Below are 21,372 nucleotides of genomic sequence, written 5' to 3' on the forward strand. Positions count from 1 at the left end.
GGGCTCATGCCTGCTTCTTGTTTTTACAGAAGGAGGATTTATGCCTGAATTACCAGAGGTTGAAACGGTTCGTCGTGGCTTAGAGAAATTGATTTTGGGCAAGAAGATTTCTAATATAGAAATTCGTTATCCCAAGATGATCAAGACAGATTTGGACGAGTTTCAAAAGGAAGTGCCTGGCCAAGTGATTGAGTCCATGGGACGTCGTGGGAAATATCTGCTTTTTTACCTGACAAACAAGATTTTGATTTCTCATCTGCGAATGGAAGGAAAGTATTTTTACTATCCAGATCAGGTTCCTGAACGCAAGCATGCCCATGTTTTCTTCCAGTTTGAGGATGGAGGAACACTTGTATATGAGGACGTACGCAAGTTTGGTACCATGGAACTATTGGCACCCGACCTTTTGGATGCCTACTTTGTATCTAAAAAACTAGGGCCTGAGCCAAGAGAGCAGGACTTTGATTTGCAGGTCTTTCAAGCTGCCCTAGCCAAGTCTAAAAAGCCTATCAAATCCCATCTCCTAGACCAGACCTTGGTAGCTGGCCTTGGCAATATCTATGTGGATGAGGTTCTTTGGCGAGCTCAGGTCCATCCAGCTAGATCTTCCCAAAGTTTGACAGCAGAGGAAACGAAAGCAATTCATGACCAGACCATTGCTGTTTTGGGACAGGCAGTTGAAAAGGGCGGTTCCACCATTAGAACCTATACCAATGCCTTTGGAGAAGATGGAACCATGCAGGACTTCCATCAGGTCTATGATAAGACTGGACAAGCATGTTCCCGCTGTGGGACAGTGATTGAGAAATTCCAGCTCGGTGGACGAGGAACTCATTTTTGTCCTCAGTGTCAAAGGAGGGGCTGATGGGAAACATCATTGGAATCACAGGAGGAATTGCTTCAGGTAAGTCAACTGTGACAAATTTCCTAAGAGAGCAAGGCTTTCAAGTAGTGGATGCTGACGCAGTCGTCCACCAGTTACAAAAACCTGGAGGGCGCCTATATCAAGTCCTGGTTCAGCATTTTGGGCAGGAAATCATACTTGAAAATGGAGAACTCAATCGCCCTCTCCTGGCTAGTCTTATCTTTTCAAATCCTGAGGAGCAAGAATGGTCTAAGCAAACCCAAGGGGAGATTATTCGTGAGGAATTGGCTGCACTGAGAGACCAGTTAGCCCAGACAGAAGCGATTTTTTTCATGGATATTCCCCTGCTTTTTGAACAGGACTACGCCAACTGGTTTGATGAAACATGGCTGGTCTATGTGGACTATGATATCCAATTAGAACGTTTCATGAGACGGGATCATCTTTCTATGGAAGTAGCTGAGTCCCGTTTGGCTGCCCAGTGGTCTTTAGAAGAAAAGAAAAAATTGGCGAGCCATATATTAGATAATAATGGCAGTCGCGATCAGCTTGTGGGTCAAGTAGTGAAGTTACTTGAAGGAGGCGATAGCTGTGCAAGAGATTAGTTGGAAAGAGAATCTTCGTGTCGCCTGGTTCGGTAGTTTTCTAACGGGAGCCAGTATTTCCTTGGTCGTCCCTTTCATGCCTATCTTTGTAGAGCAGTTGGGAATTGAAGGGGATCAAGTTGCTTTTTATGCTGGATTAGCCATCTCAGTTTCGGCTGTTTCAGCAGCTCTAGTTTCTCCTATCTGGGGTATTCTTGCTGACAAATATGGTCGAAAACCCATGATGATTCGAGCAGGTCTTGCCATGACCATTACGATGGGAGGTTTGGCCTTCGTGCCAAATATCTATTGGCTACTCTTTCTGCGCTTGCTAAATGGTGTATTTACTGGTTTTGTCCCCAATGCAACAGCCTTGATTGCTAGTCAGGTACCCAAAGATAAGTCTGGAGCGGCTCTGGGAACACTATCTACTGGAGTTGTTGCAGGTACACTGACGGGTCCCTTTGTTGGAGGCTTTATTGCTGAAATTTTTGGCATTCGTAATGTCTTTTTATTGGTAGGTGCTTTCTTATTTTTAGCTGCAATTCTAACTATTTTCTTTATTAAGGAAGATTTTCAGCCAGTGGCTAAGGAGAAGGCTATCCCAACGAAAGAATTATTTTCTTCTTTCAAGTATCCTAGGCTTTTAGTAAACCTATTTTTGACTAGTTTTGTCATTCAATTTTCAGCTCAATCAATTGGTCCCATTCTAGCTCTCTATGTGCGGGACTTAGGGCAGACTGAAAATCTCCTCTTTGTATCAGGATTAATCGTATCCAGCATGGGATTTTCTAGCATGATGAGTGCAGGAATTCTAGGAAAACTTGGCGATAAGGTAGGGAATCATAGATTGTTAGTTGCAGCGCAGATTTATTCCGTCATCATTTACCTTCTTTGTGCCCATGCAACCAGCCCCCTTCAACTTGGCTTGTATCGTTTTCTCTTTGGTTTGGGAACAGGTGCTCTCATACCAGGTGTCAATGCCCTTCTCAGCAAAATGACTCCAAAATCAGGTATTTCAAGGATTTTCGCCTTCAACCAAATCTTTTTTTACCTTGGTGGAGTGATCGGACCTATGGCGGGATACGCAGTTGCAGGATATTTGGGCTACCATGCTGTCTTTTATGCGACAGCAGCCTGTGTAGCTTTCAGTTGTTTATGTAACTTAGTGCAATTTAGATCATTATTAAAAGTAAAGGAAATCTAGTGCGAGTAAAAATCAATCTCAAGTGCTCCTCTTGTGGTAGCATGAATTATCTGACCAGTAAGAACTCCAAAACTCATCCTGACAAGATTGAGGTTTTAAAGTATTGTCCCAAGGAAAGAAAAGTAACCCTACATCTTGAATCTAAGTAGATTTTATGGTAAAATAATAGGGATTTTAAGGAGTTTGATATGTATAACCTATTGTTAACCATTTTATTAGTATTATCTGTTGTGATTGTGATTGCGATTTTCATGCAACCAACTAAGAACCAATCCAGCAATGTATTTGATGCCAGCTCAGGTGATTTGTTTGAACGTAGTAAAGCGCGTGGTTTTGAAGCTGTGATGCAACGTTTGACGGGTATTTTAGTCTTTTTCTGGCTAGCCATTGCCTTAGCATTGACGGTATTATCAAGTAGATAAGAAATGGGCGAGACTAGGTCTTAGCCTATTTTTATTTTGAATGAGAAGGAGCTTTAAAATGCATCTATCTGGGGAGTCTATTCAATTAGTTAAAGATTATTTTGAGAGTTACTTAACTGGCTACTCTATTGAGGTATTAGATTTTGACCATTATTCAAAAATATACATACTTAATGACTCCTTAATCTTACTATTTGAAGTTAATAGAAACAAGGTAGATTATGTAAATAATAAAGGTTTATGTAAGGAAGATTTAACAAATAATAAGTATATAGAGCCAGGTATATATGGAAATCACTATTATTCTTTTCGGATTGTTGAATTAACAAATAATGAAATAGGATGGAAATATAATAATGAGGAGGTTAAGAGAAAAGTAATTGCTTATATTGGAGAAGAATTGATATTTGTACCTATTGAGTATGTAAAGTTTAAAGGCTGGTCTAGATATTATTGGTCTATGGATATTCCTTCTGAAATTGAATATATTGATAAAGAAGTACCTCAGTTAAGATTAAAAGAAAGATACGAAAAATGGGACGGATTTCGATATTACTTTATTTTTATAGAATTTAAGAAACCAAATAATACTTATGCAAAAGCTGTAGCATACTCCGTAAGTTCTCCTCGAGTCTATATTAATACACTTTGTAAAAATACGGTGAAAACAGGTAAATTATATAGAGATACTATGAGAGGAGGTAATTATGGTTGGATGACCCCATTGGAAAAAGCATTCAATTTGTGGAAAGGAGTCAAGCGTGTTAGGAGATTAGAAGAAAATTTAACATACTTTTTCATAGAAGAATACTACAAAGAAAAAAGTTTGGTTTATAAAAGAGCAGACGAGCTTGCGAATGAATTTAATGAGAATAGTTGTAAATTTGATAAATTAGAGAGAAGTAGCTGGTTACAACCTAATAATAAATGGATTTCAGAAGAACTTGTTTATCGTTTAACAAAAAAATGTTTAAAGATTACAAGGTAGTATATCAAATGAGACCTTTTTTTCTTCGCAGTAAGACTACCGGAGCACAATTGTCCTATGACATTTTTATATCAGGATTAAATGTTGCAATTGAATATCAGGGGATTCAGCATTTTCAACCGGTAGAATTTTTTGGTGGGGAAAAAAATTTCGAGCGCCAATTAATTAGAGATAGAGAAAAGTATGAATTGAGCAAAGAAAATAATGTTTATCTAGTTTATATAAAATACGATGAAGAAATATCTGAGGAGTTAATAAAAAATAAGGTAAATATTATTTTAAATACTAATAAGGACTGAAAACATAGTTGCTATAGAATTACTAGAAAGAAAACATGAAAGATAAAATAAAAGAATATTTGCAAGAGAAGGGGCGAGTGACGGTAAATGACCTAGCTCAGGCTCTGGGAAAGGATGGGTCCAAGGATTTCCGTGAGTTGATTAAAACCCTGTCTCTGATGGAAAGAAAGCACCAGATTCGTTTTGAAGATGATGGTAGTTTATGTCTAGACCAAAAGAAGAAACATGAAATCACCCTCAAAGGGATTTTTCATGCCCATAAGAATGGCTTTGGTTTTGTCAGTCTAGAAGGGGAAGAGGACGACCTTTTTGTAGGAAAAAACGATGTCAACTACGCTATTGATGGCGATACCGTTGAGGTCGTGATTAAGAAAGTCGCTGACCGCAACAAGGGAACTGCAGCTGAAGCTAAAATTATCGATATCCTAGAGCATAGTCTGACAACAGTTGTTGGGCAAATCGTTCTGGATCAGGAAAAGCCCAAGTATGCGGGCTACATCCGTCCAAAAAATCAGAAAATCAGCCAACCAATCTATGTGAAGAAACCAGCTATCAAGCTGGAAGGTACTGAAGTTCTCAAGGTCTTTATCGACAAATACCCAAGTAAGAAACATGATTTCTTTGTCGCTAGTGTGCTGGACGTGGTGGGACACTCAACTGATGCTGGAATTGACGTTCTTGAAGTCTTGGAATCCATGGATATTGTTTCAGAATTTCCAGAAGCTGTTCTCAAGGAAGCAGAAAGTGTACCAGATGCTCCGTCTCAAAAGGATATGGAAGGCCGTCTTGATTTAAGAGATGAGCTTACCTTTACCATTGATGGTGCGGATGCCAAGGACTTGGACGACGCGGTACACATCAAGCCTTTGAAAAATGGTAATCTAGAACTCGGAGTTCACATCGCAGATGTTTCCTACTATGTGACCGAGGGTTCTGCCCTTGACAAGGAAGCTCTTAACCGCGCGACTTCTGTCTACGTGACAGACCGAGTGGTCCCAATGCTTCCAGAGCGTTTGTCAAACGGCATTTGCTCGCTCAATCCTCAAGTCGATCGCTTGACCCAGTCTGCCATTATGGAAATTGATAAACATGGTCGTGTAGTTAATTACACCATTACCCAAACGGTTATTAAGACTAGTTTTCGTATGACCTATAGCGCTGTCAATGACATCCTAGCTGGCGATGAGGAAAAGAGACAAGAGTTTAAGAAAATTGTTCCTAGTATCGAGCTCATGGCCAAGCTTCATGAAAGGCTAGAAAGCATGCGTGAGAAACGTGGAGCTCTCAATTTTGATACCAGCGAAGCTAAGATTTTGGTGGATAAAAAAGGCAAGCCTGTGGATATTGTCCTTCGTCAGCGTGGTGTTGCTGAGCGGATGATTGAGTCCTTCATGTTGATAGCCAACGAAACGGTTGCCGAGCACTATAGCAAACTGGACCTACCTTTTATCTATCGGATTCACGAGGAGCCTAAGGCTGAAAAAGTTCAGAAGTTTATTGATTACGCTTCGAGCTTTGGTTTGCGAATTTATGGGACTGCCAGTGAGATTAGCCAGGAGGCCCTTCAAGATATCATGCGTGCGGTTGAGGGAGAACCCTATGCGGATGTATTATCCATGATGCTTCTCCGATCCATGCAACAGGCTCGCTATTCAAAGCATAATCACGGTCACTATGGTCTTGCTGCAGACTATTACACTCACTTTACCAGCCCCATTCGCCGTTATCCTGACCTTCTAGTCCATCGAATGATTCGCGACTATGGGCGTTCTAAGGAAATAGCCGAGCATTTTGAACAAGTGATTCCAGAGATTGCAACCCAGTCTTCCAACCGTGAACGTCGTGCAATCGAGGCGGAGCGTGAAGTCGAAGCCATGAAAAAAGCTGAGTACATGGAAGAATACGTGGGCGAAGAGTATGATGCAGTTGTATCCAGCATCGTCAAGTTCGGTCTCTTTGTTGAATTGCCAAATACAGTTGAAGGCTTGATTCACATCACCAATTTGCCTGAATTTTATCATTTCAATGAGCGTGATTTGACCCTCCGTGGGGAGAAATCAGGAATAACTTTCCGTGTAGGACAGCAAATTCGTATTCGAGTTGAAAGAGCCGATAAGATGACAGGAGAGATTGATTTCTCTTTCGTACCTAGTGAGTTTGATGTCATTGAAAAAGGCTTGAAACAAGCTGGTCGCAAAGACAGGGGTCGTGGTTCAAGTCGTCGTTCGGATAAGAAGGAAGACAAGAGAAAATCAGGATGCTCAAATGATAAGCACAAGCGTTCACAAAAAGATAAAAAGAAAAAAGGCAAGAAACCTTTTTACAAGGAAGTAGCTAAGAAAGGAGCCAAGCATGGCAAAGGGCGAGGGAAAGGTCGTCGCACAAAATAAAAAAGCGCACCACGACTATACAATCGTAGATACGCTAGAGGCAGGAATGGTCCTGACAGGAACGGAAATCAAGAGTGTACGAGCTGCTCGAATCAATCTCAAGGACGGCTTTGCCCAAGTAAAAAATGGGGAGGTCTGGCTAAGTAATGTTCATATCGCTCCTTACGAAGAGGGCAATATCTGGAATCAGGAACCAGAACGCCGTCGTAAACTTCTCCTTCATAAAAAACAAATCCAAAAATTGGAGCAAGAAACCAAAGGAACAGGTATGACCTTAGTTCCTCTTAAAGTTTATCTCAAAGATGGCTATGCCAAGTTACTTTTAGGACTTGCAAAAGGGAAACACGATTACGATAAACGTGAGTCTATCAAACGCCGTGAGCAAAACCGCGACATCGCGCGTGTGATGAAAGCAGTCAACCAGCGATAAGAAGAGGAAATGAAAATGGAAAAATTAATTGCCTATAAACGCATGCCCTTGTGGAATAAACAAACTATGCCCGAAGCTGTCAAGCAGAAGCACAATACCAAAGTGGGTACTTGGGGCAAGATTACAGTTGTAAAAGGGGCTCTTAAGTTTATTGAGTTGACAGAAGAAGGTCAAGTTTTAGCTGAACACCTTTTCCAAGCAGGGGCCGACAATCCCATGGCGCAACCGCAAGCCTGGCATCGAGTAGAGGCAGCCACAGATGATGTAGAATGGTACTTGGAGTTTTATTGTAGACCTGAGGATTACTTTTCTAAAAAGTACCAGACTAATCCAGTCCATTCAGAGGTCCTAGAGGCCATGCAGACGGTGAAACCTGGAAGAGTCTTGGATTTGGGTTGTGGTCAAGGCCGTAACTCTCTCTTTCTCGCACAGAATGGTTTTGATGTGACAGCAGTGGATCAAAATGAATTGTCCCTTGAAATCTTGCAAAGCATTGTTGAGCAGGAAGACCTGGATATGCCTGTCGGACTTTATGATATCAATTCAGCCAGCATTAGCCAAGACTATGATTTCATCGTATCGACAGTTGTTCTGATGTTCCTACAAGCGGACCGCATTCCAGCTATTATCCAAAATATGCAGGAGCACACCACGGTCGGTGGTTACAATCTTATCGTCTGTGCCATGGATACAGAGGATTATCCTTGCTCAATCAACTTCCCATTCACCTTTAAAGAAGGGGAGCTAGCGAACTACTACAAGGATTGGGAATTGATTAAGTACAATGAAAACCCAGGACATCTGCACCGTCGTGATGAAAATGGCAATCGCATTCAACTACGATTTGCGACTATGTTAGCCAAAAAAATCAAGTAAATCAAATACCAACAAGCGAATAGAAACCACTTATGAAGCTTTCTATTCGTTTTTATTTGCGGCATCAGATTGGGGCAAGCAAGATTTTATGCTATACTAGAAGTAGGAAATGTGAGCAGTAGAGCTGTATTACTGTTACTCTCAGTTCAAGAAAGTGTAGATGATGGAGGTGGTCCAATGGCGAGTCTTTTGGTGGAATTGTATGATCGGCATGTATTGGAAAAGAATGTCTACCAAGCCTTTATCAGTGATTGTGACGAGATTCTCTTCCTTTCTTTGACGAAAATAAGCAATGAAGAGAAAGTCTCTCTCCGTCAGTTTATCATGGAAGAGGTGCCTCATATCCAACGAGTGACCTTTCGTCAGCTGTCTTTAGAACAACTAGCGAACCAGTTAGATTATTGCCTGGCAGGCTATGACCAAGTCCTTCTCGATGTGTTTGGCGGAGATTCACTACTAGCCTTATCTCTTTATCAATATGGCTTGGATCGCCACCTCCCCATCGTTGCCATGGATGTCGAGCGAGGAAAACAATACAAGTGGGTAGCCGGTCAGTTAGAAAAAGAAGACATGGACATTCCAACCCTAAGCATCCAACAGCTGATAGCCTTGCGTGGTGGAAAAATGCTCAAATCAAAACGCCCTATCCACTCAGTTCAGCAAATTGCAGCCATCAAAAAACTAGCCAGTTCTGCCATTTCCAATCCTGCCCACTGGTATCAAGTGACCCAATTTTTCTCTCTAGCTAAGACCAATGACCTGCATGCTGAGACAGAAAAGATACTGGAAAATAATGGCAGGTATTATCACTATCCAAAATCCCTTATTCCTTTACTTGTGGAAGCAGGGATGCTTTGTATTGAAAGCGAGGACAAGAAACGAGTAGCATACAGCTTTCCAAGTCAAGAAGCTCAAGTCTTTTGTCGCAACAAGGGGCATATTTTAGAGGTATATCTCTATCTCTTGGCGCTTGAATCTCAGCTGTTTGATGAGTGCATGATAGGCGGTGAGATTGATTGGAATGGCATCTTTCCAGAGGCAGACAATGTTCAAAATGAAATTGATGTCATTCTGAGAAAGGGACGCTCGATTACCTTTATCTCCTGCAAGATGACAGATTTATCAGTCGAAGCCATCAATGAGCTAGAAGTCTATGCCAATCATTTTGCTGGGGAGAGTTGCCTCAAGTTAATTGTCTGTACGGGGAAAATCAATCCTGTTTATGCCAATCGCTGCCAGGAATACGGCGTGCTGGTCATTAGAAGTGAGCAGATCCCCAATCTCATTCCCATGCTAAAAAAATATTCTAAGAGACAAAAAAGATAAGAAATAGTATCATGAAAGGCTGGGATTCCAGTCTTTTTTTGCTTCTTTTTCGAATAAATGAGAAAAGGAGGTAGATCATGTTTGTAGCCAGAGATGCCAAGGGAAATTTGGTAAATGCCCTCGAAAAAGACGTGACCAAGCAAGAATATACTTGTCCAACCTGTGGGGGCGGACTACGATTACGCCAAGGACAGAGTATTCGAACGCATTTTGCCCATGAATCTTTAAGAGATTGCATCGCTATTTTCGAAAATGAAAGTCCAGAACACTTGGGCAACAAAGAGGCCCTTTATCACTGGTCCAAGAAGGACAATCAGGTCGCCTTAGAATATAGTTTGCCCGAGATTCAGCAGGTTGCGGATGTTCTCGTCAATGAGAAACTAGCTCTGGAGGTTCAGTGTAGCCCCTTGTCTCAAAAGCTTTTAGGCGATAGAAGTCAAGGCTACCGCAGCCAGGGCTATCAGGTTATCTGGCTACTGGGAGAAAAACTCTGGTTAAAAGAACGATTAACACAACTGCAAAGAGGATTTCTCTATTTTAGTCAAAATATGGGTTTCTATGTTTGGGAACTAGATCTCAAAAAGCAAGTTTTGAGACTGAAATATCTTTTACATCAGGATCTACGTGGCAAGCTTCATTTTCAGGTCAAGGAATTTCCCTATGGTCAAGGAAATCTCTTGGAAATCTTACGATTTCCTTATCAAAAACAAAAACTGCCTCGTTTTGCAGTTGAGCAAGATTCCACTATCTGTCACTACATTCGCCAGCAGTTGTACTACCAAACGCCTTACTGGATGAAGAAGCAAGAAGAGGCCTATCATCAAGGAGACAATCTATTAAACCATCAACTGGACGACTGGTATCCTCAAGTCAGACCGATAGAGTCAGATGATTTTTTGCAGATTGAAACGGATTTGACTAGCTATTATAGAAATTTTCAGGCTTACTATCAAAAAAATCCGAAAAATAATCGCCAAAAGCTCTATCCACCAGCTTTTTATCACTTATATTTCTCAAAAAATGTGGTAAAATAGAAAGGATGGAGGAATCTTATGGTATTACAACGACATGAAATAAATGAAAAAGATACATGGGATCTTTCGACAATCTACCCAACAGACCAGGCTTGGGAAGAAGCCTTGAAAGATTTAACTGAAAAAGTACAAACAGCGTCCCAGTATGAGGGACATCTCTTGGATAGCGCAGACAGTTTGCTTGAGATTACAGAATTCTCACTTGACTTGGAACGCCAAGTTGAAAAGCTTTATGTCTATGCGCATATGAAAAATGACCAGGACACGCGTGAAGCCAAGTATCAAGAGTATTATGCCAAGGCTATGACCCTATACAGTCAGTTAGAACAAGCCTTTTCATTCTATGAACCTGAGTTTATGGAGATTAGCGAAGAGCAGTATGCGGACTTCCTAGAAGCTCAACCAAAACTCCAAGTTTACAAGCACTTTTTTGACAAGCTCTTGCAGAAGAAAGATCATGTTCTTTCGCAACGTGAGGAAGAATTGCTTGCTGGAGCAGGAGAAATCTTTGGCGCTGCTAGTGAAACCTTCGCTATTTTGGACAATGCGGATATTAGCTTCCCATACGTGCTTGATGACGAAGGCAATGAAGTGCAACTCTCACACGGTACTTACATCCGTTTGATGGAGTCTAAAAACCGTGAAGTGCGTCGTGGTGCCTATGAAGCCCTTTATGCGACATATGAGCAATTCCAACACACTTATGCTAAGACTTTGCAGACAAATGTCAAGGTGCAAAATTACCGAGCAAAAGTTCACAACTATAAGAGTGCTCGCCATGCAGCCCTCGCAGCAAACTTTGTTCCAGAGAGTGTCTATGACAATTTGGTAGCAGCAGTTCGCAAGCACTTGCCACTCTTGCATCGATACCTTAACCTTCGTTCTAAAATCTTGGGAATTTCCGACCTCAAGATGTACGATGTCTACACACCACTTTCTTCTGTAGATTATAGCTTTACCTACCAAGAAGCCTTGAAAAAGGCAGAAGAAGCTTTGGCAGTCTTGGGGGAGGATTACTTGAGCCGTGTCAAACGTGCCTTCAGTGAGCGTTGGATTGATGTCTATGAAAACCAAGGCAAGCGTTCTGGTGCCTACTCTGGTGGTTCTTATGATACCAATGCCTTCATGCTTTTAAACTGGCAGGACAATCTAGACAATCTCTTTACCCTTGTACACGAAACAGGTCACAGTATGCACTCTAGCTATACTCGTGAAACTCAGCCTTATGTTTACGGAGATTACTCTATCTTCTTGGCGGAGATTGCCTCAACGACCAATGAAAATATCTTGACAGAGAAATTGTTGGAAGAAGTGGAAGACGACGCAACTCGTTTTGCTATTCTCAATAACTTCTTGGACGGTTTCCGTGGAACAGTCTTCCGTCAAACTCAATTCGCTGAGTTTGAACATGCCATCCACCAAGCAGACCAAAATGGAGAAGTCTTGACAAGTGATTTCCTCAATAAGCTCTACGCTGACTTGAACCAAGAGTACTATGGACTCAGCAAGGAAGACAATCCTCAAATCCAATACGAGTGGGCACGCATCCCACACTTCTACTATAACTACTATGTTTATCAATATTCAACTGGTTTTGCAGCTGCTTCAGCCTTAGCTGAAAAGATTGTCCATGGAAGTCAAGAAGATCGTGACCGCTATATAGACTACCTCAAGGCAGGTAAGTCTGACTATCCGCTCAATGTTATGAGAAAAGCGGGTGTTGATATGGAAAAAGAAGACTATCTTAACGACGCCTTTGCAGTCTTTGAACGTCGCTTGAACGAGTTTGAAGCTCTTGTTGAAAAATTGGGACTAGCTTAAGATGGTAGAGTCTTATAGTAAAAATGCCAATCACAATATGCGTCGTCCCGTCGTCAAGGAAGAAATCGTTGAACTCATGCGCCAACGTCAAAAGCAGGTGACAGGTTCCTTGAAAGAATTGGAAGTCTTCGCTCGCAAGGAAAATATTCCCATTATTCCCCATGAAACGGTCGCTTACTTTCGATTTCTCATGGAAAGTCTGCAGCCTAAGAATATTTTGGAAATTGGGACAGCTATCGGTTTTTCAGCTCTTTTGATGGCGGAGCATGCGCCAGATGCTAAGATTACAACCATTGACCGCAATCCTGAGATGATCGGCTTTGCCAAGGAAAACTTTGCCCAGTTTGACAGTCGTAAGCAAATCACCCTCTTAGAGGGAGATGCCGTCGATGTTTTGTCTAGCCTGACAGAAACTTATGACTTTGTCTTTATGGATTCGGCTAAGTCCAAGTACATCGTCTTTCTACCTGAAATCCTCAAACGACTTGAAGTTGGTGGAGTGGTTGTCTTGGATGATATTTTTCAAGGAGGAGATGTTGCCAAGGACATCATGGAAGTCCGCCGTGGTCAACGAACCATTTATCGTGGTTTGCAAAGACTTTTCGACGCAACTTTGGACAATCCAGGTCTAACAGCAACTCTAGTTCCTCTTGGTGATGGCATTCTCATGCTACGAAAGAATGTAGCAGATGTACAGCTACCTGATGATAAATGATTTTCAGAAAAATTTAAGAAATTATAGTAAAATAGATAAAGTAACACTTACCGTAAAAGGAGTAAACATGAAGAAAAAAATTATGGCAGGAGCCATCACACTTTTATCAGTAGCAACACTTGCAGCTTGTTCAAATAGTTCTGAAGGAAAAGATTTGATCAGCATGAAGGGTGATGTAATTACGGAGCATCAATTTTTTGAAGAAGTAAAGAACAATTCAACCGCGCAACAAGTCTTGCTTAATATGACCATCCAAAAAGTATTTGAACAACAATATGGGTCAGAGGTAACGGATAAAGATGTGGATGACGCTGTTGCTGAAGAACAAAAGAAATACGGCGATAGCTACAACAGTGTACTTCAACGGGCAGGTATGACTGCTGAAACTCGTAAAGCTCAAATTCGTACTAGCAAATTGGTTGAATTGGCAGTTAAGAAAGCTGCCGAGAGTGAATTGACAGATGAGGCTTACCAAAAGGCTTTTGAGTCCTATACACCAGATGTGACAGCTCAAATCATCCGTATGGATAATGAAGACAAGGCAAAAGAAGTGCTTGAGAAAGCCAAAGCAGAAGGTGCAGATTTTGCTCAGTTGGCGAAAGACAACTCTAACGACGACAAAACAAAAGAAAATGGTGGAGAAATCACTTTTGACTCTGCTTCAACAGAACTTCCAGAACAAGTCAAAAAAGCAGCCTTTGCCTTGGATGTGAACGGTGTTTCTGATGTGATTACGGCTACTGGAACACAAGCCTACAGCAATCAATTCTACATCGTTAAAGTAACGAAGAAGACAGAAAAATCTTCTAACTTAGAGGATTACAAAGAAAAATTGAAGACCATCATTTTGACTCAAAAACAAAATGATTCCGCCTTTGTTCAAGGAGTAATTGGTAAAGAATTGCAAGCAGCAAACATCAAAGTTAAAGACCAAGCCTTCCAAAACATCTTCACCCAATACATTGGTGGTGGTGACTCAAGCTCAAGCAGTAGCTCTTCATCTAACTAAGCAATGAAAATACAAATCTCATTTGAGGTTTGTATTTTTTATGCTTGAAGACAAAAAATAAGTAAAATTCGAAGGATTAAAGGATAATAGTTTTTTTCTTTCTGAAAAAGTGGTATAATAACAATCAAAACTAGAAAATAAAACGGAATTAGGGACAACCACCTCTGTTCCTATTAGAGTGGTGAAATATGAAAATTAGTAAAAGGCACCTACTAAACTATTCCATTTTGATTCCTTATTTTCTTCTGTCAATTTTGGGATTGATTGTAGTTTACTCGACAACGAGTGCAACCCTAATTGAAGAAGGAAAAAGCGCTTTTCAATTGGTACGTAACCAGGGAATTTTCTGGGTAGCTAGTTTGGTTTTGATTGCCTTAATCTATAAATTAAAATTAGGTTTCCTGAGAAATGGACGTCTCATTTTTATCGTGATGATTGTGGAGATGATTCTTTTAGCCCTAGCGCGTCTGGTCGGAACACCTGTCAATGGAGCATACGGATGGATTTCTGTAGGACCTGTAACGATTCAGCCGGCTGAATACCTTAAGATTATCATCATATGGTACTTGGCACATCGTTTTTCAAAACAGCAAGATGAGATTGCGGTTTATGATTTCCAGGTGTTGACCCAAAATCAATGGCTACCTCGGGCTTTTAACGACTGGCGTTTTGTTCTGCTGGTTTTGATTGGTAGCTTGGGGATTTTCCCCGACTTGGGAAATGCGACCATCTTGGTCTTGGTGGCGCTCATTATGTATACCGTTAGTGGAATCGCCTATCGTTGGTTCTCAACCATTCTAGCTCTATTAGCAGGGAGTTCAATTTTAGTATTGTCTGTCATTCGTCTCGTTGGGGTTGAAAAATTTTCTCAGATACCGGTATTTGGTTACGTTGCTAAACGTTTCAGTGCCTTCTTTAATCCCTTTAATGACTTGGCGGGTGCAGGACACCAGCTTGCAAATTCCTACTATGCCATGGTAAATGGTGGCTGGTTCGGACTAGGATTGGGAAATTCTATCGAGAAGCGTGGTTATCTGCCAGAAGCCCATACGGATTTCGTCTTTTCGATTGTCATCGAAGAGTTTGGATTCATAGGAGCGAGTATGATTTTGGCTTTACTCTTCTTCTTAATTTTGCGAATCATCTTGGTTGGTATTCGAGCTAAGGATCCCTTTAACTCCATGGTTGCTATCGGTGTTGGAGGGATGATTCTTGTTCAGGTCTTTGTCAATATCGGTGGGATTTCCGGTTTGATTCCTTCTACAGGGGTAACCTTCCCCTTCCTTTCACAAGGTGGGAATAGTCTCCTGGTATTATCCATAGCTATCGCGCTTGTACTAAACATTGATGCAAGTGAAAAACGTGCTAAACTTATCAGAGAATACGAAAATCAAACCGATGAAAGTCTGTAAGGATTGTATGGAAAGGAAAGTATATGTCTCTTCAAAAATTAGAAAACTATAGAAACAAAGCAGTCGTCTACGAAGAAGTCTTGATTTTGACGGAGCTATTAGAAGATATTACAAAAAATTTGCTAGCGCCAGAGACTTTTGAAAAGATCATGCAGTTGAAGGAATTATCAACTAGTAAGAATTGTCAAGGGCTTAATGACTTGGTGACCAACCTTTCAAACGAAGAAATGATTTATATTTCTCGCTATTTCTCTATCCTTCCACTCTTGATCAATATCTCTGAGGATGTGGATTTGGCTTATGAGATCAATCACCGAAATAATGTGGACCAAGACTATCTAGGAAAATTGTCTACAACCATTAAGATGGTAGCTGAAAAAGAAAATGCAGCTGAAATTTTAGAAAAGTTAAATGTCGTTCCTGTCTTGACTGCCCATCCAACGCAAGTACAACGCAAGAGTATGCTGGACTTGACCAACCATATCCATACTCTCTTGCGCAAGTATCGTGATGTCAAACTAGGCTTGATTAATAAAGAAAAATGGCACACGGATCTCCGTCGTTATATTGAAATTATCATGCAAACCGACATGATTCGTGAGAAAAAATTGAAGGTGACCAACGAAATCACCAACGTGATGGAGTACTATCAAAGTTCATTTTTGAATGCTGTTCCGCGTTTGACGGCTGAGTATAAAAAACTAGCTAAGGAACAAGGTATCGAGCTCCAACATCCAAAACCGATTACCATGGGGATGTGGATCGGAGGAGACCGTGATGGGAATCCCTTTGTAACTGCTGAAACCCTCAACAAATCAGCCTTGACCCAGTGTGAAGTCATCATGAACTACTATGATGAGAAGATTTATAACCTCTATCGTGAATTTTCACTTTCAACCAGTATTGTGAATGTCAGTGACAAGGTTCGTGAGATGGCGCTCAAGTCTCAAGATAACTCGATTTATCGTGAAAAAGAACTCTATCGTCGTGCTCTCTTTGATATCCAAGCTAAGATGCAGGCAACCAAGGATTATTTGATTGAAGACAAGGATCTTCAGCCTAGATATGCCACTGCAGATGAATTCTATCAAGACTTGTTGGCCATTCGAGATTCTCTATTAGAGAACAAGGGTGAGTACCTGATTTCAGGAGAATTTGTCGAGTTGATGCAGGCAGTTGAAATCTTTGGCTTCTATCTTGCTTCTATCGATATGCGCCAAGATTCAAGTGTTCATGAAGCTTGTGTGGCTGAATTATTAGCATCAGCTGGTATCAACGACCATTATAGCGACCTTACTGAAGATGAAAAATGCGCCCTTCTCTTAAAAGAGTTGGAAGAAGACCCTCGTATCCTCTCAGCAACTCATGCTGAAAAGTCGGAACTTCTTGAGAAAGAGTTGTCTATCTTCAAAACTGCTCGCAAGTTGAAGGACAAACTGGGTGAAAATGTCATTCGTCAAACCATCATTTCTCACGCAACAAGTGTCTCAGATATGCTTGAGCTAGCAATCATGCTCAAAGAAGTAGGCTTGGTGGATGCCCAAAAAGCCCGTGTTCAAATTGTTCCTCTCTTTGAAACGATTGAAGACTTGTATCATTCGGAAGAAACCATGAGAAGATATTTCTCTCTTCCATTGGCCAAAAAATGGATTGCTTCAAAAGATAACTATCAAGAAATCATGCTTGGCTACTCCGATAGTAACAAAGATGGTGGTTATTTATCATCATGTTGGACTCTATATAAAGCTCAACAACAACTAACTGCTATTGGTGACGAATTTGGCGTTAAGGTCACTTTCTTCCATGGTCGTGGTGGTACTGTAGGTCGTGGTGGTGGCCCAACTTATGATGCCATTACATCTCAACCGCTCAAGTCTATCAAGGATCGTATCCGTTTGACTGAGCAAGGAGAAGTGATTGGAAACAAATATGGTAACAAAGACGCTGCCTACTATAACCTTGAAATGTTGGTATCCGCGGCCATTAACCGTATGATTACCAAGAAAAAGAGCGATACCAATACCTCAAATCATTATGAGTCTATCATGGATCAAGTAGTGGACCGTAGCTACGATATCTACCGTGATTTGGTCTTTGGAAACGAACATTTCTATGATTATTTCTTCGAGTCAAGCCCAATCAAGGCTATATCAAGCTTCAACATTGGTTCACGTCCTGCAGCTCGTAAGACTATCACTGAAATCGGTGGTTTGCGTGCCATCCCTTGGGTCTTCTCATGGTCACAAAGTCGTGTCATGTTCCCTGGATGGTATGGTGTAGGATCAAGCTTTAAAGAGTTTATTGATCAAGATCCAAAGAATATCGAGTTTCTTCGTGATATGTATCAAAACTGGCCTTTCTTCCAATCACTACTTTCCAATGTGGACATGGTCTTATCTAAGTCTAACATGAACATTGCTTTTGAATATGCTAAGCTCTGTGAAGATGAAGAAGTGCAGGCTATCTACTACACTATTTTGGATGAATGGCAATTGACCAAGAACGTTATTCTAGCTATCGAAGGCTATGACGAACTTTTGGCAGAAAATTCCTACCTAAAAGATAGTCTAAACTATCGTATGCCTTACTTTAATATTCTTAACTACATCCAATTAGAGTTAATCAAACGTCAACGTCGTGGTGAATTGTCAGCAGACGAAGAAAGATTGATTCATACAACCATTAACGGAATTGCAACAGGTTTGCGTAATTCAGGTTGATATTCTACAAACTTCCTCTTTTTTCAAGGGGAAGTTTTTGAATTGTTTGAAAAATTCTAAAAATAGTATTGACAAGTAATTAAAAAATGATATAATTTAAACATTCAGAAAGTAATCATTGAAGTTTTTAAGAGAGTCTGTGGTTGGTGAAAACAGATAGATGAAAGTGATGAAAATTGGGCTGAATGTACTTAAGAATTTGAAATCATAAAAATTCGGTGAGCACACCTTATAGTGCAACTCGTTATTGCGAGAAAGAGCGATAGGGATATTCCCTATAATTGAGGTGGCACCGCGTATCGACGTCCTCACACAAGTTTTTTGTGTGAGGATTTTTTCTATGGGAGGAAAGATTATGAAATTTAGACGATGGCGTCGCTTGTTTTGAGTGAAAAGAGTATTATACAAGTGATTTAAAAGGAGAAAGAATATGAAAAATAAACGTTTGATTGGAATTATCGCTGGATTAGCTATATTGGTGGTGGCTAGCTTGATTTATTCATCAATGAACAAGCCAGCAACTAAGGAAGAGCAAAAGGTCGCTAAGGTTGGTGTCCTTCAATTTGTTAGTCACCCATCCTTAGACTTGATTTACCAAGGGATTCAAGATGGACTAGCTGAAGAAGGTTATAAGGACGACCAGGTAAAAATCGACTTTATGAACTCTGAAGGAGATCAGAGCAAGGTTGCAACCATGAGTAAACAATTGGTGGCAAATGGTAATGACCTTGTTGTTGGGATTGCAACACCAGCTGCTCAAGGACTTGCTAGTGCTACAAAAGACCTACCTGTTATCATGGCTGCTATTACAGACCCAATCGGTGCTAACTTGGTCAAAGATTTGAAAAAACCAGGTGGCAACATCACAGGGGTGTCAGACCACAACCCTGCTGAACAACAAGTAGAGTTGATTAAAACCCTCACACCAGATGTTAAAACCATCGGAGCTCTCTATTCAAGTAGCGAAGATAACTCAAAATCACAAGTTGAAGAATTCAAGGCTTATGCTGAGAAAGCAGGTTTGAAAGTCGAAACCTTTGCCGTTCCCTCCACTAACGAAATTGCTTCAACTGTTAATGTTATGACCAGCAAGGTCGACGCAATCTGGGTTCCAATTGACAATACCATTGCATCAGCCTTCCCAACAGTTGTATCAAGCAACCAAACAACTAAAAAACCAATCTACCCAAGCGCAACTGCTATGGTAGAAGCAGGTGGTCTGGCTTCTGTAGTAGTTGACCAACATGACCTTGGGGTTGCTACTGGTAAAATGATTGCCAAAGTTTTGAAAGGTGAAAAACCAGCTGATACTCCAGTTAATGTCTTCTCAACTGGTAAGTCGGTTATCAATAAAAAACTAGCGCAGGAACTTGGTATCACCATTCCTGAGTCTGTTCTAAAAGAAGCAGGACAAGTGATTGAATAAAGATAAAGGAGGAGTTGGGGACATCTCCTCCCATTTTTACTAAAGAAAGAAATGAGTGAAAGATTATGATAGTATCCATTATTTCTCAGGGGATGGTGTGGGCGATTTTAGGTTTGGGAATCTTTATGACCTTTCGAATTTTAAATTTCCCTGATATGACGACTGAGGGCTCTTTTCCTCTAGGGGGAGCAGTAGCTGTAACCTTGATAACACAAGGAGTCAATCCATTTTTAGCGACCTTGGCTGCAGTAGGAGCAGGCTGCCTAGCTGGTATGGCAACAGGTCTCTTATATACCAAAGGAAACATTCCAACCCTCTTATCAGGAATTTTAGTAATGACTTCTTGCCATTCCATCATGCTGATGATTATGGGACGTGCCAATCTGGGACTTCTTGGAACCAAGCAAATTCAGGATATTTTGCCTTTCGATTCAGACCTCAATCAACTCCTGACAGGCTTTATCTTTGTAGCTCTTGTTATTGGTCTCATGCTCTTTTTCCTAGATACCAAACTAGGTCAGGCTTACATCGCTACAGGTGACAATCCCGATATGGCTCGTAGCTTTGGTATCAATACAGGACGAATGGAACTTATGGGCTTGGTTCTCTCAAATGGGATCATCGCACTTGCAGGAGCCTTAATTGCTCAACAAGAAGGATACGCGGATGTTTCTCGTGGAATCGGCGTGATTGTCGTAGGGCTTGCTAGCTTGATTATTGGTGAGGTTTTGTTCAAGAGTTTGACCTTGGCAGAGCGACTCATAACCATCGTTGTAGGGTCTATTGCTTATCAGTTCCTCGTCTGGGGAGTGATTGCTCTTGGCTTTAACACCAGCTATTTAAGACTCTACAGCGCCTTGATTTTGGCAGTTTGCCTCATGATTCCAACCTTCAAAAGCAAATACCTGAAAGGAGTCAAGTTTAGCAAATGACAGCAATTGTAGAATTAAAAAATGCTACCAAAGTCATCACGAATGGCTTTGATGAGGAAAAAATCATTCTGAATGATGTTTCTCTTGAAATTTTCGAACATGATTTCATTACCATCCTAGGTGGAAATGGAGCAGGGAAGTCAACGCTTTTTAACACTATTGCAGGTACCCTACCTTTAACAAGTGGAAGTATCCGTATCATGGGGGAGGATGTGACGCATTTTTCACCTGAGAAGCGGGCTAAGTACTTGTCTCGTGTCTTTCAGGATCCTAAAATGGGTACGGCTCCTCGTATGACGGTGGCGGAAAATCTCTTGATTGCCAAGTTTCGTGGTGAGAAGAGAGGCCTCCTTTCTAGAAGGCTATCAAGTCACCGCGAGGAGTTTCAGGCAACCATTGAAAAAGTGGGAAATGGCCTTGAAAAACATCTCGACACTCCGATTGAGTTTCTTTCAGGCGGTCAGCGTCAGGCACTGAGTCTCTTGATGGCAACCTTGAAACGACCAGAGTTACTCTTGTTGGATGAACACACAGCAGCCCTTGACCCAAAGACCAGTGTGGCCTTGATGGAGTTAACAGATGAATTTGTCAGCAAAGACCATCTGACAGCCTTGATGATTACTCACCATATGGAAGACGCCCTCAAGTATGGCAATCGTCTGATTGTCATGAAGGAAGGTCGTATCATCCAAGACCTTAATAAAGAAGAAAAAGCTAAGATGAAAATCTCAGACTACTATCAATTATTTGAATAGATGAGTTAAATCATCATCAAAAATAGTGAATAAAAGCTTAGAAGCCTGAAAGTGTTTCTGAGTTTTTTATCTTCCATTTTAATATGGAAAAATATAGCAAAGAGAATTCCGGAAAGCGTATGAAATGGTTTACTTTTTTTCAGAAATAAGCTATACTAGTT

20 protein-coding genes and 1 other annotated feature are annotated in these 21,372 nt (G+C 40.9%); all 20 genes read left to right on the forward strand.

Going from position 1 to position 21,372, the window contains the following annotated elements; genetic code table 11:
- The first annotated feature begins 40 nt into the window (after positions 1-40).
- The 20 genes from mutM to ACIY14_RS07020 all read left to right on the forward strand — a co-directional run bounded on the left by mutM (position 41) and on the right by ACIY14_RS07020 (position 21,211).
- On the forward strand, positions 41-865 hold the full coding sequence (gene mutM, locus ACIY14_RS06925) for a DNA-formamidopyrimidine glycosylase (RefSeq protein WP_409002062.1): 825 nt from the start codon (positions 41-43) through the stop codon (positions 863-865).
- A complete protein-coding gene (coaE, locus tag ACIY14_RS06930) occupies positions 865-1,470 on the forward strand; it encodes a dephospho-CoA kinase (protein WP_409002063.1) in 606 nt (201 codons plus the stop codon). Before mutM ends, coaE begins: the two co-directional genes overlap by 1 nt.
- On the forward strand, positions 1,457-2,656 hold the full coding sequence (locus ACIY14_RS06935; RefSeq protein ID WP_409002064.1) for a multidrug efflux MFS transporter: 1,200 nt from the start codon (positions 1,457-1,459) through the stop codon (positions 2,654-2,656). The genes coaE and ACIY14_RS06935 overlap by 14 nt, the downstream gene beginning before the upstream one ends.
- Positions 2,656-2,805 (forward strand): 50S ribosomal protein L33, encoded by a 150-nt coding sequence (rpmG, locus tag ACIY14_RS06940; RefSeq protein WP_007519517.1) that lies wholly within the window; start codon positions 2,656-2,658, stop codon positions 2,803-2,805. Before ACIY14_RS06935 ends, rpmG begins: the two co-directional genes overlap by 1 nt.
- A gap of 39 nt (positions 2,806-2,844) precedes the next feature.
- Positions 2,845-3,078 carry a preprotein translocase subunit SecG gene (gene secG, locus ACIY14_RS06945; protein WP_000282517.1) on the forward strand — a complete coding sequence of 78 codons (234 nt, stop codon included), beginning with the start codon at positions 2,845-2,847 and terminating at the stop codon, positions 3,076-3,078.
- Between the two features lie 58 nt (positions 3,079-3,136).
- Positions 3,137-4,066 (forward strand): hypothetical protein, encoded by a 930-nt coding sequence (locus ACIY14_RS06950; RefSeq protein ID WP_409002065.1) that lies wholly within the window; start codon positions 3,137-3,139, stop codon positions 4,064-4,066.
- An 8-nt stretch (positions 4,067-4,074) separates the two neighbouring features.
- On the forward strand, positions 4,075-4,365 hold the full coding sequence (locus tag ACIY14_RS06955; RefSeq protein WP_247917960.1) for a hypothetical protein: 291 nt from the start codon (positions 4,075-4,077) through the stop codon (positions 4,363-4,365).
- A gap of 35 nt (positions 4,366-4,400) precedes the next feature.
- Positions 4,401-6,755 (forward strand): ribonuclease R, encoded by a 2,355-nt coding sequence (gene rnr / locus ACIY14_RS06960; RefSeq protein WP_409002066.1) that lies wholly within the window; start codon positions 4,401-4,403, stop codon positions 6,753-6,755.
- Positions 6,718-7,185, forward strand: a complete 468-nt coding sequence (smpB, locus tag ACIY14_RS06965) for an SsrA-binding protein SmpB (protein WP_001051743.1) — start codon at positions 6,718-6,720, stop codon at positions 7,183-7,185. The genes rnr and smpB overlap by 38 nt, the downstream gene beginning before the upstream one ends.
- Before the next feature lie 15 nt (positions 7,186-7,200).
- Positions 7,201-8,061 carry an SAM-dependent methyltransferase TehB gene (tehB, locus tag ACIY14_RS06970; RefSeq protein ID WP_409002067.1) on the forward strand — a complete coding sequence of 287 codons (861 nt, stop codon included), beginning with the start codon at positions 7,201-7,203 and terminating at the stop codon, positions 8,059-8,061.
- Between the two features lie 177 nt (positions 8,062-8,238).
- Positions 8,239-9,387: a hypothetical protein gene (locus tag ACIY14_RS06975; protein ID WP_409002092.1), complete on the forward strand. Its 1,149-nt coding sequence runs from the start codon at positions 8,239-8,241 to the stop codon at positions 9,385-9,387.
- Positions 9,388-9,464: 77 nt separating this feature from the next.
- Complete coding sequence (locus tag ACIY14_RS06980; RefSeq protein ID WP_409002068.1) at positions 9,465-10,421, forward strand: competence protein CoiA; 957 nt, start codon at positions 9,465-9,467, stop codon at positions 10,419-10,421.
- An 18-nt stretch (positions 10,422-10,439) separates the two neighbouring features.
- On the forward strand, positions 10,440-12,242 hold the full coding sequence (gene pepF, locus ACIY14_RS06985) for an oligoendopeptidase F (protein ID WP_409002069.1): 1,803 nt from the start codon (positions 10,440-10,442) through the stop codon (positions 12,240-12,242).
- A gap of 1 nt (position 12,243) precedes the next feature.
- Positions 12,244-12,957: an O-methyltransferase gene (locus ACIY14_RS06990; RefSeq protein WP_084940208.1), complete on the forward strand. Its 714-nt coding sequence runs from the start codon at positions 12,244-12,246 to the stop codon at positions 12,955-12,957.
- A 67-nt stretch (positions 12,958-13,024) separates the two neighbouring features.
- Positions 13,025-13,966, forward strand: coding sequence for a peptidylprolyl isomerase PrsA (gene prsA, locus ACIY14_RS06995; RefSeq protein WP_409002070.1), 942 nt, complete (start codon positions 13,025-13,027; stop codon positions 13,964-13,966).
- 188 nt (positions 13,967-14,154) lie between these two features.
- On the forward strand, positions 14,155-15,378 hold the full coding sequence (ftsW, locus tag ACIY14_RS07000) for a cell division peptidoglycan polymerase FtsW (RefSeq protein WP_409002071.1): 1,224 nt from the start codon (positions 14,155-14,157) through the stop codon (positions 15,376-15,378).
- Positions 15,379-15,401: 23 nt separating this feature from the next.
- The gene (gene ppc / locus ACIY14_RS07005; RefSeq protein ID WP_409002072.1) at positions 15,402-18,098 is read left to right on the forward strand and encodes a phosphoenolpyruvate carboxylase; all 2,697 of its coding nucleotides are present in this window, start codon (positions 15,402-15,404) and stop codon (positions 18,096-18,098) included.
- Between the two features lie 96 nt (positions 18,099-18,194).
- Positions 18,195-18,411: a binding site (T-box leader), on the forward strand.
- A 117-nt stretch (positions 18,412-18,528) separates the two neighbouring features.
- Positions 18,529-19,524, forward strand: coding sequence for a tryptophan ABC transporter substrate-binding protein (gene trpX, locus ACIY14_RS07010; RefSeq protein ID WP_409002073.1), 996 nt, complete (start codon positions 18,529-18,531; stop codon positions 19,522-19,524).
- Positions 19,525-19,589: 65 nt separating this feature from the next.
- Positions 19,590-20,456: an ABC transporter permease gene (locus ACIY14_RS07015; protein WP_409002074.1), complete on the forward strand. Its 867-nt coding sequence runs from the start codon at positions 19,590-19,592 to the stop codon at positions 20,454-20,456.
- Positions 20,453-21,211, forward strand: coding sequence for an ABC transporter ATP-binding protein (locus tag ACIY14_RS07020; RefSeq protein WP_033605668.1), 759 nt, complete (start codon positions 20,453-20,455; stop codon positions 21,209-21,211). Before ACIY14_RS07015 ends, ACIY14_RS07020 begins: the two co-directional genes overlap by 4 nt.
- Positions 21,212-21,372 lie beyond the last annotated feature (161 nt).

The organism is Streptococcus sp. ST16 (assembly GCF_046098135.1).
In the GTDB taxonomy this organism is placed as follows: domain Bacteria; phylum Bacillota; class Bacilli; order Lactobacillales; family Streptococcaceae; genus Streptococcus.